The following is a 17,400-nucleotide window of genomic DNA, read 5'->3' as shown; positions in this document are numbered from 1 at the left end:
AATCGATGACGAGCACAGAAACCCCAAAAGTAGAATGGCAGCCGGGGCGCGCGCCAATCGCTGTCCTGATGATATCCCTAAACGAAGCGCACAATATGCGCGGTGTCCTTGATAACTTGGTCGGCTGGGCCCAAGAGGTTTTCCTAGTAGACAGCTTTAGTAGCGACGAGACTGTAGACATAGCCCATGAATACGGTGTTCGCGTGGTGCAGCGGGAGTTTCAAGGTTTTGGGGATCAGTGGAACTTTGCTGTTGCTGAGCTGCCAATCTCCGCCCCATGGTCAATGAAGCTGGACCCTGACGAACGATTGAGCGAAGAATTAAAAAAATCTATTGGGACTTTCACGATTCAAGGTGTGTCGAACGGCTTCTCATTTGAGAGAAGGCTTTGGTTCATGGGGCGCCCGTTGCCCATTAAACAAGAAGTCGTGCGGGGATGGCGTACTGGGTCGTGTACGTTTACTAATGTAAGCGTGAATGAGCACCCGATAATTGATGGAGGTGTGGAAAAACTCAAGGGGGTCGCTGATCACTACGATAGTCCTAATCTGCATCACTGGGTGGAAAAGCAGAACCGGTACACTTCAGCGGAAGCAGAGGCCCGATACTATAAGGAGTCTTTTGCGGGGAAACCTACGCTATTTGGGTCCCGATTTGAGCGACGCATGTGGTTTAAAAAAAACTATAAAAACATCCCTATGCGACATCAGTTGCAGTTTATTTTGAATTGCGTTCGCGCACAAGTATGGCACAGCGGGAAAGCCGGGATTGGGTGGGCGCGACACAGAGTCTGGGTGCAACGCCTTATTGAGGATAAGTTGTTCGAATTAAATAACAACCATTAGCTTCTGTGACGATGAGAGGGTCTGTTCATGAGAGACTGAAGCGCAAGGTTGAGGGGCTCCCTGAATGGGTGGCGCGGCCGCTGGTTTATACGCCGTTCGTTCTTCGCCTTGGGCTTACATATAGCTCGTCAACCGCTGAAATATCTCGCGTTGCAGAAGTTGACGTCAGGTCCTCTGAAGATGCCCTGTTAAACAGGCTCATTTATATATTTGAGTCGGCGATTCGAACCGTTCCTTTTTATCGAGACTTTTTCGGAGATAATGGGTTTACCACCGGGAGCGTCCGGTCAATCGCGGACTGGCACATGCTTCCAGTCGTCACAAAGCGGTGTCTCCAGGAAGTGGGGTTGGAACATCGATGCTCGGAGGTCGAGGCTGGCACAAGGGTTAACACGGGCGGGACCTCGGGGCAACCTCTTGAGTTCGTGCTGGATAAGCGGGCGTTCGCGCGCGAGTGGGCGCATATGCACTGGATCTGGCGTGCCCAGGGGTATCGGCCGCGGCATCTCAAACTCACGTTGCGTGGGAAGCATTTCAGCGATGGTGGTGCGATCCGATACAACGCGGTCCACAACGAGTACTTGGTGAATGCTAATGCGCCGATGCGTGAGGTGGTGGATGCCGCCCTCGGCCGCCCGCTGCACGTGCATGGCAGCGGAGAGCAAGCGCGGCCCGTCGTGCACGTGGAGAGCCTGGCGCACGCGGTGACCAAGGGGATTCTTGGCGAAGTGGGTTCGGGCATTCACGACGTCGTCGAGGCGAACGCCACCGTGAATGAGGCGGTGCAGGTGCTGCGCGAGTCGGATCCCTCGGTGGAGGTGATCCACACGAATCAACAGGCGCGGCTGCGGGACCTCCGCGTGGCGCCGACCGCGGGGAACGGGCTGCTGCCGCCGGTGCGGCGGACCTTCAGCGAAGCCCTTCCGGCGATGCTGGACCGTATCCGCCTCGCCTGATGGCGGACCGCCTGTGACGGCCACTCTCTACCTTGCCGTATCGGGCCATGGATTCGGCCATGCCAGTCAGATCGCGCCCGTGGTTACGGGACTGCGTGCGCAGGTCCCGGGGCTACGCGTCGTTATCCGAACCGCAGTACGCCGCGGCGTCATCGAGTCGCTGTTCGGGGCGCGACGTGCCGGTGGTTGCGGGCGCCCCGGAGCCCCTGATTCAAATGCGTGGGCCGCTGGATCTCGACGTGACAGCAACCTGGCAAAGCTATGCCCGCTATCACGAGGAACTCCGCCGGCATGTGGACGAGGAAAAGGCGCATATCCGTGATGCCGGCGCGGATCTGGTGCTAGCTGATGTGCCCTATGTCCCCATCGCGGCGGCGGGAGAACTCGGCGTTCCGGCTGTCGCCCTCTGTTCGGTGAACTGGGCGGACGTCCTCGAGCACTATCTGCCGGTGGGAGACGCCCGCATAGACGGCCTCGTCGACGAGATCCGCGCCTGCTACCGCCAGGCGGAGTGCTTCATCGCCCCCACGCCGTCGATGCCCATGCCGGGACTGGAGAACCTGGAGCGGGTTGGCCCCATCGCACGGCTCTCAACCGCGAGGCCTGGAGCGCTGAGGCAGCATTTGCCGAAGGCAGAGGGAAAGTCGATCGTCCTCGCCACCATGGGAGGCATCACCGGCGGAACCAGGGCCGCGCGATTTCCCCGGATTGACGGGGTTCGCTGGATCGTCCCGGATGAAGTGGTTCCGCCCCAACGCCCGGATGTCACCCCCGTCGGTAACCTCCAAATGCCATTCCTGGACGTTCTGGCAGGCTCCGACGTGGTGGTTACCAAGCCGGGCTATGGCACGTTCGTCGAGGCGGCGTGTCATGGCGTTCCGGTGGTGTATGTCGAGCGCGATGACTGGCCGGAAAGCGCCGCGCTGGAGGCGTGGTTGGCCGGCCATGGCGTGGCGTTGCCGGTGAACCGCGTAACGTATGAGCATAGCAATTTCGCCGAAACGATTAATACCGCCTTGACAGCTCCGCGACGGAAGAACGTCGTCCCGACGGGGATTTATACGGCGGTTAAGCAGCTTACAAATAGGTTGCAACGATCTGGATGATCGATCGATGAGACCGATGGGTTCGCTCAACTAATGTCGCGCATTGAATTGACGAATAAACCTATCAATTATTGCAATATATGTGCGGAATAGCCGGTTACATGTCGCCCAATCCGGCGTCACATTTCGCGACGGCCCTAGATGACGCCGCTCGCGGTCTTTCGCACCGTGGCCCGGATGACAGTGGGATCTTTGAGGATTCTCAACACCGCTTAGGGCTTGTTCAAACGCGTCTGTCCATTCTTGATCCTTCGCCGTCAGGCCATCAGCCGATGGTGAGCGAGGACGGACAAGTAGTCCTTGTTTTTAACGGAGAGATCTATAACTTCAAGGAGCTTCGTGACGAATTAGTAGCCGCCGGGTACAACTTTACGGGGCATTCTGATACCGAAGTCGTGCTGACGACATACTTAGCAACTCGCAAAAACAATAACGCTATAGAAACGCTGTTCCAACGGCTAAACGGAATTTTTGCGTTAGCGCTCTGGGATGCGGAGCCCGAAGAGCTGATTTTGGCCCGGGACGCATTCGGTGTAAAGCCGTTATATTACTCAGTAGAAGAGTCGAATTTCTGTTTCGCCAGCGAGATCAAAGCCCTATCATCTTTGCTGCGCATTGTACCGGCGTTGGATGCCGACGCTATCGAAAGATACCTGAGTTTTCTTTGGTGTCCCGGTGAGGGCACACCAGTGCGCGGCGTGAGTCGCTTGGGGCCTGGCGAGGCGCTTCGGGTCCGTAATGGCACGATCGTCGAGCACTCGACGTGGTATCAGTTGCCGGTTTTTCGATCTCATAACGTGGTCAGTATGGATGAGGCAGTCAATGGGACAAGAAATGTTCTACGGCGAGCTGTTCATCGACAAATGGTTGCGGATGTGCCGGTGGGTGCCTTTCTATCGGGCGGCTTGGATTCAAGTGCGGTCGTTGCGTTAGCCAAGGAAAAGAACCCTAACATCCGGTGTTTTACGATCGAGATGGCAGGCGGGCAGGACGCGGGTAGTACGGATGACTTACCCTATGCGCACCGCGTTGCTCGGCACCTGGACGTTCCCTTAGATGTGGTTCGCATTGACGCTGGGCGAATGGCAGATGACCTCCAAACCATGGTCGCGCAGCTGGATGAGCCGCTTGCCGATCCTGCGCCCCTCAACGTGCTCTACATTAGCCAACTTGCGCGAGAGCAAGGAATCAAAGTGCTACTTTCGGGCGCTGGGGGTGATGATCTGTTCACCGGCTATCGACGTCACCGGGCCGTTATGGCAGAGCGCTGGTGGGCGTGGCTACCGCGGAGTGCGCGTCAGGCGTTGACAGAGCTTACAGGAGCGCTGGACCAACGCAGAACGCTATGGCGGCGTCTGGCAAAACTCTTCGGCGGCGCGGGCCTAGAGGGTGATGCTCGTTTGGTGAATTATTTTCGATGGATGCGGCAGAAAGATTTAGAGTCGCTGTATTCGGAGGATTTTCGCGCCGCTCTAGGTGATGACGCACCCGAAAAGCCGATGCTAGAGTTTCTCGCAGATCTGCCGTCGGATGTAAGTCGCTTGGAGCGGATGCTGGCGCTGGAACAACGGTTTTTTCTGACTGATCATAACCTTCTTTATACCGATAAAATGTCGATGGCAGCAGGGATCGAGGTACGAGTACCATTTTTGGATCTTGACTTGTCTGAATTTGCGGCACGTATTCCGACGCGCCTCAAGCAACGGGGAAAGGAAGGAAAATGGGTACTTAAGAAAGCCATGGAGCCGTATCTGCCCCACGACGTGATATATAGACCCAAGAGTGGGTTCGGTGCGCCATTACGGCGTTGGATGCGAAACGAACTGCGCGAGTTGCTAGGTGACATTCTGTCTGAGGACAGCTTGAAACGTAGAGGAATGTTTAACCCGTCCGCGGTGCAGCGCCTGATTGCCGACAACGATGCAGGGCATGTCGATGCAAGTTACACACTGCTGTCATTACTTTGCGTAGAGATTTGGTGTCGACATTTCTTGGATACATCGAGTGCATCTAGGAAAAGGGAAATCAGACATTATGAAAAAGGATAAAGTAGCGGTTCGGGAATTCTGGAACGAAGCGTCGTGTGGCGAGGCGTTATACTTATCAGGAGAGGTGTCCCAAGCCTATAGGGAACAGGCGAACATCCGCTATAAGCTAGAGCCCTATATCCCCGATTTCGCGGGGTTCGCGCGAACACACGGTTTAAAAGTTTTGGAAGTTGGCGTAGGGCTTGGGGCTGACCACCAGCGTTTTGCCGAGGCAGGTGCTGATCTCTATGGATTGGACTTGACTCCGCGCGCGATCGAACACACCCAAAGGCGTGTGGCCGCGTTTGGATTGTCATCACATCTTTCCGTGGGAGACGTGGAAAATTTGGACTTTCCAGATAACTATTTTGATCAGGTGTATTCATGGGGTGTTCTTCACCATAGCCCAAACACTTCGAAAGCAATAGGGGAAGTAAAACGGGTTTTGAAGCCTGGCGGAAGCGCCAGGGTAATGATATACCACAAGTGGAGCTTGGTTGGTCTTATGTTATGGACCCGTTATGCGCTTCTAACCCTCAGGCCATGGCGGACATTAAATTATATTTATGCACGGCACATGGAGAGCCCGGGAACAAAAGCATATTCGCGCTTGGAGGCACAAGAGCTTTTTTCCGGGTTTAGCGCGGTAAGTATAGAGACTGTGCTTACACATGGGGACTTGTTGGAGTCCCACGCAGGCCAGCGTCACGAGGGTATGGCCCTAGCAATAGCACGGAAACTCTGGCCCAGAAGGTTTATTCGTGCCGCGCTCCCGAGATCGGGGTTGTTCATGCTAATTAAAGCTCGAAAGTAGCGGCGACGTGAAACAGGTTCTACAAGACCTCAAGGACGGCAGCACAGAGCTCGCGGAGGTTCCGCAACCGGGGGTTGGGCGCAGGGAGCTTCTCATCAACACCTACACGACCCTCGTCTCCGCTGGCACGGAGCGGATGCTCGTGGAGTTCGGCAGGGGCAACTGGGTGCAGAAGGCCCGTCAGCAGCCGGACAAGGTGCGCATGGTGCTTGAGAAGATGCGCACCGATGGCGTCGCCGCGACAATGGACGCGGTGCGCAGCAAGCTGGATCAGCCCCTCGCGCTCGGGTATTGCAACGTCGGCACGGTGGCGGAGGTCGGCGAGGGCGTCGCGGGATTCTCGGTAGGTGACCGAGTCGCCAGTAACGGCAAGCATGCCGAGACCGTAGCGGTTCCGCAGAATCTTTGCGCGCGTGTGCCGGACAACGTCAGCGATGACGCGGCGGCGTTCACGGTTTTAGGGGCGATTGGGCTCCAGGGGATCCGCTTGGCGAACCCCACGCTCGGCGAGTGTGTGGTGGTGACCGGCCTCGGGCTCATTGGCCTGCTGACGGTGCAGATGCTTCGTGCGCAGGGGTGTCGGGTGCTGGGGATCGACCTGGATCCGGAGCGCCTCGCGCTGGCCGAGCGCTTCGGGGCCGAGGTGGTGAACCCCGGTGCGGGCGAGGACGTGCTCGCCCGCGCCGAGGCCTTCTCCCGCGGACGCGGCGTGGACGCCGTGCTGATCACCGCCTCCACCCGGAGTAACGAGCCGGTGAGCCAGGCGGCGCAGATGTGCCGCAAGCGCGGGCGTATCGTCCTGGTGGGGGTGACCGGCCTGGAGCTCTCCCGGGCCGACTTCTATGAGAAGGAGCTCTCCTTCCAGGTGAGCTGCTCCTATGGGCCGGGGCGGTACGACCCGGACTACGAGGAGCGGGGCCAGGACTATCCGGTGGGTTTCGTCCGCTGGACCGAGCAGCGGAACTTCGAGGCGGTGCTGGACCTGATGGCCTCGGGTGCACTGGATGTGGAACCGCTGATCTCGCACCGGTTCGCCATCGACGACGCGGCGAATGCCTATGAGCTGCTGGCGTCCGACGAGCCGTCGCTGGGGATCCTGTTGGAGTATCCGCGCGAGACGGGGGGTGTGGGGTCGCCTGCGGGGCGGGCTCCTACAGGGGCGTATACGGAGACGGATGCCAGGGCTCGGACTGTTCCGATTAATGCAAAAGGGGCCGCACCGACTGGGGAGGAGGCCTCCGCGGTACGCGTCGCCTTCCTCGGGGCCGGGAACTATGCGGGGCGGGTACTGATGCCGGCGTTCCAGGAGGCCGGGGCGGCGATGCACACGGTGGTCAGTCACGGCGGCGTCAGCGCGACGCACTACGGAAAGAAGTTCGACTTCCAGCATGCGTCCACCGACGTGCAGGAGACACTGGCCGACGAGGCGGTGGACGCGGTGGTGGTTGCCACCCGCCATGACGCCCACGCGGGGCAGGTGTTGGAGGCCCTGCGGGCGGGCAAGCATGTCTTCTGCGAGAAGCCGCTGTGTTTGACCCATGAAGAGCTCGCGGAGATCGAGCAGGAGATCAACGCGCGCCCGAACCAGCGGCTCATGGTGGGGTTCAACCGCCGCTTCGCCCATCATGTGGTGCGGGCGAAGGCGCTGCTCGCCCGTGTCGACGCGCCCAAGAGTGTGATCATAACGGTGAACGCCGGAGCGATCCCCGCCGATCACTGGACGCAGGATCCCGCAGTGGGTGGGGGGCGGATCATCGGCGAGGCCTGCCACTTCATTGACCTCGCGCGCCATCTGGTCGATGCGCCAATCGTCACCCATCAGGCCTTCCCGCTGGGTTCTCACCCGGGATTGGAGATCACCGAGGACAAGGCGACGATCCAGCTCGGATTCGCCGACGGTTCCCAGGCGACGATTCACTACCTAGCGAACGGCCACAAGGGGTTCCCGAAGGAGCGGGTGGAGGTGTTCGCGGCCGGCCGCATCCTGCAGCTGGACAACTTCCGGCGGCTCCGCGGCTGGGGCTGGCCGAATCTGCGACGCTCGCGGTTGTGGCGTCAGGACAAGGGCAACCGGGCAACCCCCGCGCAGTTCCTCGAGGCGGTGCGCCGCCAGTGGCCGGACCCCATTCCCCGGGAAGAGCTGATCGAGGTCTCACGCACGGCCATCGAGGTGGCGGAGCGCCTTCGCTAAAGGTTGGGACGGCAGGGACCGGCTTGGCTACTCCATCGGAAAACACCAACGGAATCCGGATAACGGTTTGGGGGACGGGTACTGACGGTCTTCGGCACACGGCCGGAGGCGATCAAGATGGCGCCGGTGGTGCGGGCGCTGGAGGCTGCGGAGGGGGCTGATGACGGTGGAGATCGTCGAGATCCTGCGTCGCTCGGAACAGGGAGTGACGAAACCGTTCATCTGCCGGGGGGAAGACGGGGCCATTTATTTCGTTAAGGGCCGGGGCGCGGGGCGCCACAGCCTGATCGCGGAATGGCTGGCGGGTCGATTCGGACAGCATATGGGATTGCCCATCGCGTCGTTCGAGCTGGTAGAGGTCCCCCACGAGCTAGTTGATGCGGTCGGGGACACGGAAAGCCAACGTGAGTTGGGGGCGGGGCTCGCGTTTGGCTCGATGGAGCGTGAGGTCACGGAGCTGACCTATGCCCGGGTTGAGGAGATTGCGCAACAGCTGCGGGGCGAGGTCTTGGTCTTTGACTGGTGGATCCGCAACGGCGATCGAATGCTCAGTGAGGCCGGCGGCAATCCGAATCTGTTTTGGGATGAGGCGCAGCAGAGCCTTGTGGTCATCGACCACAATGACGCCTTTGACCGGGACGTTGATCCTGCGTCGTTCGTCGCGCATCACGTATTCCGGTCGGTCGTGCCAGCGCTTCGGGATGACGCTGGGCTGCGCGATGCGTGTCTGCGGAAGTGTCGAGATGCGCTGTCGCTTTGGGATACAGTGGTAGCAGAGATACCGCAGAGCTGGTGGTATCAGGATCCAGAACAGACAGTGCCAGCAACCTTCGATGTGGAGGCCGCGCAGGCGCTACTCCAGGAGTGCCTTGCGGATCGGTTTTGGCCGTGGGAACGATGATGAAACGACAAGCCTGCCGCTACGCGATCGTGCGCTTCATGCCGTTTGTGGAGACCGGCGAGTTCGCAAACGTCGGTGTGGTGCTCGTTGCGCCGAAGGGTGCGTGCTTTGACTTCAAGCTGCTCCGGCGTCGTTACGGCCGCGTAACCCGTTTCTTTGATGACCTCGATGGGCGCGTGTATAAGGCCGCCATGGCTGGCCTTTCGGAGGAGTTGACAAGGGTGCAGGAACTCGCCGCGCGGCGGAACGGCACTTCCCTGAATGCCCTTTTCGAGGAGGTCATCCGCCCACGGGAGACGATGATCCGCTTCTCGGAGCCCGGTGTGACGTTGGTGGAGCAGCCGCAGCAGGCAGTCCAACAGCTCTTTGCCCACTATGTGGAGCGGTCGTTCAATACGAAGCGCTATCGTGAGCGGGTTTTGGACAAGACCCTGCGCGGGTGGCTCACCCAAGCGCAGCTTGATCGTCGGTTCGGACCGGATCAGGTAGGCGATGACGTGTTTCATGTGCGCTTTCCCTTCGTGGCGCACGAGGGCCAGCGTGCCTACCGGATCATCAAACCACTGCACCTTGGTCAGACGGAATCAAGCCAGATCCTCGACCATGGTGGCCGCTGGTACTTCCGGCTGCGGGAGCTCAAGAAACGGCGGCTGTTGCCGAAGCATGTGCTCTTGGCCGTCGAGGGGCCAGAGGGGGATGGCACTCGTGTGGAGGCATACACAAGCGCCATTGAGGAACTGAGCGAAACCGGAGTGAATGTGATCCCGTACGAGCGACGGGATGAGATCATCGAGTTCGCCCGCGGATAGAACAAACGACGATCAGGGAAGGTAACGTTGGGGGCACGGATACTCACCGTCTTCGGCACGCGGCCGGAGGCGATTAAGATGGCGCCGGTGGTGCGGGCGCTCGAAGATGCGGACGGGGTGGATGCGCGAGTCTGCGTGACCGGTCAGCACCGGGAGATGCTCGAGCAGGTGCTCGCGCTCTTCGATATCGAGCCATCCTTCGACCTTGCCGTGATGCGCCCGGGCCAGGACCTCACCGGCGTGACCAACGCGGTGCTGGAAGGCATGGGGCCGGTGCTCGACGAATATCGCCCCGACTGGGTGCTGGTCCACGGGGACACCACCACCACGTTCGCCGCCGCGCTGGCCGCGTACTACCGCCAGATCCCGGTGGGGCACGTGGAGGCGGGGCTTCGCACGGGGAATCGCTATTCCCCGTGGCCGGAGGAGATGAACCGCCGGCTCGCCGGGGCGCTCGCCGAGCGGCACTTCGCACCCACTGCGGGGGCGCGGGAGAACCTGCTGCGCGAGGACGTCCCGCCGGAATCCGTGACTGTGACCGGCAATACCGTGGTCGACGCGCTGCTGGGCGTGGTGGACCGGCTGCATGGCGAGGAAGCCCTGCAGGCGCAGTGCCGGGAGGCCGTGGGCGCGCTGGATACGGGCAAGCGGTTGATTGTCGTGACCGGGCACCGCCGGGAGAGCTTCGGCGAGGGGTTCCGGAACCTTTGCCAGGCATTGCGGCAGCTCGCCGACCGGGGGGACGTGCAGATCGTTTACCCGGTCCACCTCAATCCCAACGTCCAGGGGCCGGTCTACGAGCACCTCGGCAACCACCCCGCCGTGCGCCTGATGGCGCCACTGGAGTACCTGCCCTTCGTCTGGCTGCTCGACCAGGCCGAGCTCATCATCACCGACTCCGGTGGCATCCAGGAGGAGGCGCCCTCGCTTGGCAAGCCGGTACTGGTCACCCGCGAGACCACGGAGCGCCCGGAGGCCGTGGAGGCCGACACGGTGCGCCTGGTGGGCACAGATCCCGTGCGCATCGTCGGTGAGGCCGAGCGGCTGCTCGATGACGACGAGGCCTACGCCGCCATGGCCCGGGCCCATAACCCGTATGGGGATGGCAAGGCCGCGACCCGCATCGTCGAGGCACTGATTGGTGCAAACAGGGAGGCCACGACTTGAGGGATTCGCAGGAGCGCGCCGCCGTCACCGTCCTGGGGCTCGGCTACATCGGCCTGCCCACCGCCAGCCTGCTGGCCACGCGCGGGTTCCGTGTGCACGGCGTGGATGTGAACGCCGAGGTGGTGGAGACCATCAACCAGGGCGCCATCCACATCGTGGAGCCGGATCTCGACGTGCTGGTGCGCTCGGCGGTGCAGAGCGGCCAGCTCCGTGCCGGCACCGAGCCCGAGCCCGCCGACGTGTTCATCCTGGCGGTGCCGACGCCCTTTACCGAGGATCGGGAGCCGGACCTCGGGTTCGTCGAGGCGGCGAGTCGTGCGATGGCCCGGGTGCTGGCCCCCGGCAATCTGGTCATTCTGGAGTCCACCAGTCCGGTGGGGACTACCGAGCGGGTGGCGCGCTGGATCGCGGAGGAACGACCGGAGCTTGGCGGTGGGGCGGTGCATGTGGCCCATTGTCCGGAACGGGTGCTGCCGGGGCAGATCATCAAGGAGCTGGTGGACAACGATCGGGTGGTGGGCGGACTGGACAATGCCGCCACCGAGGCCGCCGCGGCCTTCTACCGGGAGTTCGTCTCCGGTGAGGTGCTGACCACCACCGCCCGGACCGCGGAGATGGCCAAGCTCACCGAGAACACCTTCCGCGATGTGAACATCGCCCTGGCCAATGAGCTCTCGGTCATCTGCGAGCGCCTGGATATCGACGTCTGGCGGCTCATCGAGCTCGCCAACCGCCATCCGCGGGTGAATGTCCTCCAGCCCGGTCCCGGTGTGGGCGGTCACTGCATCGCGGTGGATCCCTGGTTCATCGTCGCCTCCGCGCCGGAGCAGAGCCGGCTGATCCGAACGGCCCGGGCCGTCAATGACGACAAGCCCGACGAGGTGGTGGCCCAGGTCGCCGCCCAGGCGCGCCGCCTGCGCGAGCCCGTGATCGCCTGCCTGGGCCTGGCGTACAAGGCGGATGTGGATGATCTTCGCGAGAGCCCCGCCCTGCGCATCACCGAGACCCTCGCGCGCGAAGGCGTGGGCGAGATCCTCTCGGTGGAGCCCCACATCCAGGAAGCCCCAGAGGCGCTCGCCCGTCATGACGTCCGCTTGGCGGACGTCACTGAAGCAATGGAACGCGCCGACCTCATCGTCCCCCTCGTCCCCCATCGCCCCTTCCGTAACATTCCCGCCAGCCAGCTCCAGCGCAAGATGGTGGTGGATGCGTGCGGTTTGCTACGTCTGCTGAGCTAATAGGGGTGACGATTCGCGTACCAACGATATTCCGAACCCAGTCGATTGTTTGCTATGTCCAGTAACAAGAATATTCCCGAGAATCTGGAAGAGGTAGCCCACCAAATTCAGAATGGGGTGTCGTATCATGAGGAGACGGTACGGACGCTGCTGTCTTGGTTCGATCATCAGAAACGTGGCCGGTGGGTCGTGGCCCGAATCAGAAACGCCTTGCGGCATTTGGATCTGACGACAGTTCCAGACTTTGAAACGGCGTTCATCGACGGGAAAGTGAGGATACAGAAGCGGGCGGAGCATGCACGGGAGTTAGTACAAACCCCGATGTCCAATGGGAGTGAAGAGGCGTTCGAAGAGGGTCATCGGGATTACGAGGATCCCGTTTCCCGGGTGCGCATGCTGCCGGCTGCTAACCGTCCGCCAGAATCCGTTTTACGGGATGACCCGGTTACATTGGCTATTACCAAGATGCTCGTGAATGATTTTTCTCAGCTTCCGGTAATGCAGGGCGAACGAACAGTACATGGACTCATCAGCTGGAAGTCCATTGGAAAGGCCCGGGCGTTCGGGCAGAGCTGCGAGCAGACACGAGACTGCCTTGAGAAAGCTGCGATTATAAGAGCGGACAAGCCGCTCCTTTCTGCGGTATCATCGATAATCGAGAATGAAGTTGTGCTCGTCAAGGAAAACGACGAAAGGATCATTGGGCTCGTTACGACAAGCGACGTCAGTGCCCAGTTCAATGAACTGGCTCGACCATTTCTTCTGATTGCGGAAATTGAAAATCATTTGCGTCGGATTATCGATGGTAAGTTTACAGTTGATGAGCTAGGTGAAGCTTGTTCTATTGATAACTCGAAGCACAATATAGCTGGGGCTGAAGACCTTACATTCGGGAATTATACTCGAATTCTTGACCATCCGGACCGATGGGAACGGGTCGGTATAGATCTTGACAGGAAGCGTATCATGGACCGCCTGCATGAGGTTCGGAAAATTCGCAACGACGTGATGCATTTTTCCCCGGACGGCATTTCTGAAGGGGACTTGGAGATTTTGCACGATACTGTCCATTTCATGCAAAGATTGTCCGCGGCGCACTCATAGGAACTGGAGGATACAGACCGGCCGGTTTAATGCGGCGAATTGTCAGGCTTTTTCACACTGCCCGCCACTTGCGCCGGGAGCAGGTGGTGTGGCGATTGTGGTATCGCGCCTACCGGCCGCGACCGGATCTGCGCCCGGCGCCGGCGCTCCGCCAGCGTACCGGGCAGTGGCAGGAACCGGTGGCCCGAGCCCCCAACATGCTGGGCCCGGAGACATTCCGATTCCTCAATGAGACGGGATCGGTGCAAGACCCCGCCGACTGGAATGATGCGGCGGCCGCGAAGCTCTGGCTATACAACCTCCATTACTTCGATGATCTGAATGCGCGGGACGCCGGCCAGCGTGAGCGCTGGCACCGAGCGCTGCTGGAGCGATGGGTAGGGGAGAATCCCGCCGGCGTGGGCAACGGCTGGGAGCCGTACCCATGCTCGCTGCGCGTCGTGAACTGGGTGAAGTGGGCCCTCGGTGGCGCGGATCTGGAGGCGGCATGGCGGCACAGTCTCGCGGTGCAGGTGCGGTGGCTCGAGCGACACCTGGAGTATCACCTCCTGGGTAATCACCTGTTCGCCAATGCCAAGGCGCTGGCGTTCGCGGGTTTGTTCTTCGAAGGGGAGGAGCCGGAGCGTTGGTTGCGGCGCGGGCGCAGGATCCTGGATCGGGAGGTGGCAGAGCAGGTCCTGCCCGATGGGGGGCACTTCGAGCGCAGCCCCATGTATCACCTCATTATTCTGGAGGACCTACTGGATCTGCTCAACGTGCACCAAGCCTACGGCGTGGAGGCACCGGCGGCTTGGCGAGAGGCGGTGGGGAGAATGCTGGGTGCCCTGCCGGGCATGCTGCATCCGGACGGAGAGATTGGCTTCTTCAATGACGCGGCATTCGGCATCGCCCCAACGCCGGCTGCGGTTCTCGATTACGCAGACCGGCTCGGTCTCCGCGGCGAAGCCATTGAGAAGCCCGTGGTGGCGCTACCGGACACCGGCTATTACCGTCTGGCCCATGGTCCGGCGGTCTGCATTGCCGATGTGGCAGTGATCGGCCCCGATTACCTGCCCGGACACGCCCATGCCGACACCCTGAGTTTCGAGCTCTCCCTCGATGGCCAGCGTGTATTGGTGAACTCTGGAACCTCGGAGTACGGGATCGGCGCCGAGCGCCTGCGCCAACGGGGCACGGCCGCACACAACACGGTCCTCGTGAACGGGGCGGACTCCAGTGAGGTCTGGAGCGGCTTCCGGGTGGCACGGCGCGCGCGTCCGCTGGATGTCGACTACAGTGCCGACGGCGAGGAGCTCTGGCTCGCAGGCGCCCATGACGGCTACCGCCGTCTCTCTCGAGCGCTGCTGCACCGCCGCTCCTGGCGACTGGGCCCGAGCGGCCTTTCCGTACACGATGAGCTGACCGGCCCCTTCGATGAAGCGTGCGCGCGTTTTCACCTGCACCCTACGGCCACGCTGATCGAAGTGGGGCAGAGTGAAGCGCGGCTCCGCACCGCGGCGGGGCGTGAGGTGGTACTTGCGCCGGAGGGGGGCACGTTGCGCGTTGAACCCGCCACGTATCACCCGGAGTTCGGGGCGGTCATCCCAACGCAGTGTCTGGTCGTCGCGTTCCGGGGGCCGCGCTGTGCAAGTCATCTGCACTGGTAGAAGGGCATCGTGCCTTCATGAGGATCCTCTTTCTTTCCGATAACTTTCCCCCGGAGACCAACGCGCCGGCCACTCGGTTGTACGAGCACGCGGTGGAGTGGGTGCGCACCGGTGATGAGGTAACGGTAGTCACCTGCGCACCGAACTTCCCCGAAGGGAGGGTCTTCCCCGGGTACCGGAACCGCTGGTACTCGGTGGAGGAGATGGACGGTATCCGGGTAGTGCGGGTGAAGACGTTCATCACCGCCAATGAGGGCTTTCTCAAGCGCACGCTGGATTACATCTCGTTCATGGTGGCAGGGGCGGCGGCCGGTGTGTTTCAGAAACGTCCGGACGTGGTGGTGGCGACCTCGCCACAGTTCTTTGCTGCGGTCGGGGGCTGGCTGGTATCTGTGCTCCGACGCCGACCCTTCGTCTTCGAGCTGCGGGACCTGTGGCCGGCGTCCATCGTGGCCGTCGGGGCCATGGAGCAAAGCCGCACCATCCGCTTCCTGGAGCGCCTGGAGCTATTTCTGTATCGCCGGGCGCGGCGGATTGTGGCGGTCACAGAATCGTTCCGGAAGGATCTCGTTCGCCGCGGTGTCCCCGAAGACAAGATCGATGTTGTCCGCAACGGCGTCCATCTGGAGCGCTTTCAGTCGGCGGAACCAGACCAGTCGTTGGTGCAGGAGCTCGACCTCGAGGGGAGGTTCGTCGTCGGCTATGTCGGTACGCACGGCATGGCCCACGCCCTGGAAAAGGTCGTGGAGGCGGCGGCGTTGTTGCGGGATCGCCCCGACATCGCCTTCCTCTTCGTCGGCTCGGGCGCGGCCAAGGCCGAGGTGGACGGCCTCATCCGGGAGAAGGGTCTCACCAACGTGCACTCGCTGCCACGCCAGCCCAAGGAACGGGTGCCCGCGATCAGCGCGCTCTGTCATGCAGCGGTGATCCCGTTGCGTGACTCACCCGTATTCGAGAGCGTCATCCCGTCGAAGCTCTTCGAGTGCATGGCGACGGGTACACCAGCGATTATGGCCCTGCCCGAGGGGGAGGCTACCGGGTTGCTCGAGGCCTATGGCGTCGGGGTTCGGGTGCCACCGGAAGACCCGGAGGCTTTGGCTCGCGCGATCGTGAAGCTTGCGGATGACCCGGCGCGCCGCGCTATGTACCGGCAGGCGGGGCTAGCCGCAGCGCCCGCCTTTGCCCGCGACGCGCAGGCCGCCCGAATGCGTGAGTCGTTGGCGCGGGCCGTCGGAAACGCTGATGTGGTTAGACCGCACGGTGAAGAGAGGAAGCGCGGTGCGGACAACGAGCCAGCCCGGCGTAGGGGGGATGGAGGCTAGGGACCGTAGTCCGGTAGATGGCGTGACGTCGCTGATATCCCGCCGAATGTGCAACCGTAGACCTGAATCCGTGACGGCGCCCTATGTGGCAGCGCAGCAATGAGGTTCATAGCGGTGCAGAAGCCCTCTATCGGTGAAAATGATCCGAGCGCCGGTGCGTTTTGGTCGCGCTGGCTAGCTTGGTGACCGGCGTCGAGGGCGCAATGTGGGCACACGGCGGTTCGGACACGAGCGCCACACTGCCGTGTCGTGGCGGCATCGCTTCGGGGGTGGGCCGTCGCGGCGAAGGCCGGCTCATGGCGGCGCCATGCGCCATTGCCCGTGCAGGCGCGTAAAGCACGCCAGTGCCGGGCAGTGGGCGCCGAAGACAAGCCAGCGGCGGCGGGCGTGATGGGCGATGGCGGCAGCGACGCACATCAGCTCCTAGATTACCGTGCGCAGGCGCCGACGCTTGGCCGGATGCCGCGGCGGGGCATCGTCACCGGTGAGTGCGTTCTGGCCGATCAGCCGCAGCACGTTGTAGGCGAGCGCGGCCAGCGAGAGCACCAGGTCGTTGGTGGCGAATTTCCCCGAGGGCAGGCGCTCGAGGTCCAGATCGGTCTTGATCTCGGAGTGGAACTGCTCGTGGGTGCCGTGCTCGGCGTAGAGCGTGATCACGCGCTCGGCGTCGGCGGCCTCGACGCTCAGGGTGGTGAGATAGCCGTGCACCTCGTAGGCGGGCACGAGCAGGTGCTGGCCATGGCGGTCGATGGTGCGCTCGGTGACGCGCAGCACCCGGCGCAGGATGAGCCCTTCGCCCTCGCCGCCGCGGCGCTCGAGGGTGTCCTCGAAGACCGCCACGCGCTTGCCCTCGCGCGGGTGCTGCCAGCTGAGCGTGTCATTGGCCAGCGCGGCCTCGACCACGGCCTCGGCGCCGCCACCGCGCGGGTTCCACTTCACCAGCGCCTCGACCGGCGCGCCGCCTTCGGCCTGGCGCGCCCGCGAGGCGTGATCGATGGTGGCAAAGAGCTTGCCGGCGTCGAAGCCCGCATCCATGCGAACGAGCAGCGGCGCATCACTCAGCCGCGCCGCCGGCGCGAGGGCGCGCTCGAGGGCATAGTCGGCCTCATGGGCCGAGTGCGCACTTCCGGCGCGCAGCTCGAGACCCACACACCAGCCTTCTTCGCCGAGATAGGCACCGATCGGCGCATAGCCGTCGTAAGCGTTCATTTCCGGCCGTCTTGACCGGGCAGTGAGGAAGGCCTCGGGGTAGCGCTAGCCGAAGCGGTTGTCGT

Annotated in this window: 15 protein-coding genes; 13 read left to right on the top strand and 2 right to left on the bottom strand. The window is 62.1% G+C overall.

All coding sequences use genetic code 11. The annotated features are described in order from the left end of the window. Window positions 1-5: 5 nt before the first annotated feature. The 13 genes from ACQ754_RS15435 (at window position 6) to ACQ754_RS15375 (ending at window position 16,126) form a co-directional block, all read left to right on the top strand. Window positions 6-845: a glycosyltransferase family 2 protein gene (locus ACQ754_RS15435; RefSeq protein ID WP_440997940.1), complete on the top strand. Its 840-nt coding sequence runs from the start codon at window positions 6-8 to the stop codon at window positions 843-845. Window positions 846-1,309: 464 nt separating this feature from the next. Further along, window positions 1,310-1,801, top strand: coding sequence for a hypothetical protein (locus tag ACQ754_RS15430; protein ID WP_440997939.1), 492 nt, complete (start codon window positions 1,310-1,312; stop codon window positions 1,799-1,801). Window positions 1,802-2,016: 215 nt separating this feature from the next. After that, complete coding sequence (locus ACQ754_RS15425) at window positions 2,017-2,907, top strand: glycosyltransferase (RefSeq protein ID WP_440997938.1); 891 nt, start codon at window positions 2,017-2,019, stop codon at window positions 2,905-2,907. Between the two features lie 80 nt (window positions 2,908-2,987). Continuing rightward, window positions 2,988-4,955, top strand: coding sequence for an asparagine synthase (glutamine-hydrolyzing) (gene asnB, locus ACQ754_RS15420; RefSeq protein ID WP_440997937.1), 1,968 nt, complete (start codon window positions 2,988-2,990; stop codon window positions 4,953-4,955). Further along, a complete protein-coding gene (locus ACQ754_RS15415; RefSeq protein ID WP_440997936.1) occupies window positions 4,942-5,748 on the top strand; it encodes a class I SAM-dependent methyltransferase in 807 nt (268 codons plus the stop codon). Before asnB ends, ACQ754_RS15415 begins: the two co-directional genes overlap by 14 nt. Before the next feature lie 7 nt (window positions 5,749-5,755). After that, the gene (locus tag ACQ754_RS15410; RefSeq protein WP_440997935.1) at window positions 5,756-7,939 is read left to right on the top strand and encodes a bi-domain-containing oxidoreductase; all 2,184 of its coding nucleotides are present in this window, start codon (window positions 5,756-5,758) and stop codon (window positions 7,937-7,939) included. Window positions 7,940-8,099: 160 nt separating this feature from the next. Then, entirely contained in the window at window positions 8,100-8,840 is a 741-nt protein-coding gene (locus tag ACQ754_RS15405) for a HipA family kinase (RefSeq protein WP_440997934.1), read from the top strand. After that, window positions 8,840-9,649 (top strand): DUF3037 domain-containing protein, encoded by an 810-nt coding sequence (locus ACQ754_RS15400; protein WP_440997933.1) that lies wholly within the window; start codon window positions 8,840-8,842, stop codon window positions 9,647-9,649. Before ACQ754_RS15405 ends, ACQ754_RS15400 begins: the two co-directional genes overlap by 1 nt. 27 nt (window positions 9,650-9,676) lie before the next feature. Continuing rightward, on the top strand, window positions 9,677-10,816 hold the full coding sequence (gene wecB / locus ACQ754_RS15395) for a non-hydrolyzing UDP-N-acetylglucosamine 2-epimerase (RefSeq protein ID WP_440997932.1): 1,140 nt from the start codon (window positions 9,677-9,679) through the stop codon (window positions 10,814-10,816). Beyond that, window positions 10,813-12,054 (top strand): UDP-N-acetyl-D-mannosamine dehydrogenase, encoded by a 1,242-nt coding sequence (gene wecC / locus ACQ754_RS15390; RefSeq protein ID WP_440997931.1) that lies wholly within the window; start codon window positions 10,813-10,815, stop codon window positions 12,052-12,054. The genes wecB and wecC overlap by 4 nt, the downstream gene beginning before the upstream one ends. Before the next feature lie 54 nt (window positions 12,055-12,108). After that, a complete protein-coding gene (locus ACQ754_RS15385; protein WP_440997930.1) occupies window positions 12,109-13,158 on the top strand; it encodes a CBS domain-containing protein in 1,050 nt (349 codons plus the stop codon). A gap of 86 nt (window positions 13,159-13,244) precedes the next feature. Beyond that, a complete protein-coding gene (locus ACQ754_RS15380) occupies window positions 13,245-14,804 on the top strand; it encodes a heparinase II/III family protein (protein WP_440997929.1) in 1,560 nt (519 codons plus the stop codon). A gap of 17 nt (window positions 14,805-14,821) precedes the next feature. Further along, complete coding sequence (locus tag ACQ754_RS15375; protein WP_440997928.1) at window positions 14,822-16,126, top strand: glycosyltransferase family 4 protein; 1,305 nt, start codon at window positions 14,822-14,824, stop codon at window positions 16,124-16,126. A gap of 294 nt (window positions 16,127-16,420) precedes the next feature. Here the strand turns inward: ACQ754_RS15375 and ACQ754_RS15370 are convergent, their stop codons facing one another. Together ACQ754_RS15370 and ACQ754_RS15365 are read right to left on the bottom strand one after the other, a co-directional pair. Further along, window positions 16,421-16,543 (bottom strand): hypothetical protein, encoded by a 123-nt coding sequence (locus ACQ754_RS15370; RefSeq protein ID WP_440997927.1) that lies wholly within the window; start codon window positions 16,541-16,543, stop codon window positions 16,421-16,423. A 6-nt stretch (window positions 16,544-16,549) separates the two neighbouring features. Next, window positions 16,550-17,335: a transposase gene (locus tag ACQ754_RS15365; protein ID WP_440997926.1), complete on the bottom strand. Its 786-nt coding sequence runs from the start codon at window positions 17,333-17,335 to the stop codon at window positions 16,550-16,552. Window positions 17,336-17,400: the final 65 nt, after the last annotated feature.

The organism is Arhodomonas sp. SL1, assembly GCF_052060015.1.
Taxonomy (GTDB): domain Bacteria; phylum Pseudomonadota; class Gammaproteobacteria; order Nitrococcales; family Nitrococcaceae; genus Arhodomonas.
This window is presented reverse-complemented; position numbering and strand designations above follow the sequence as displayed.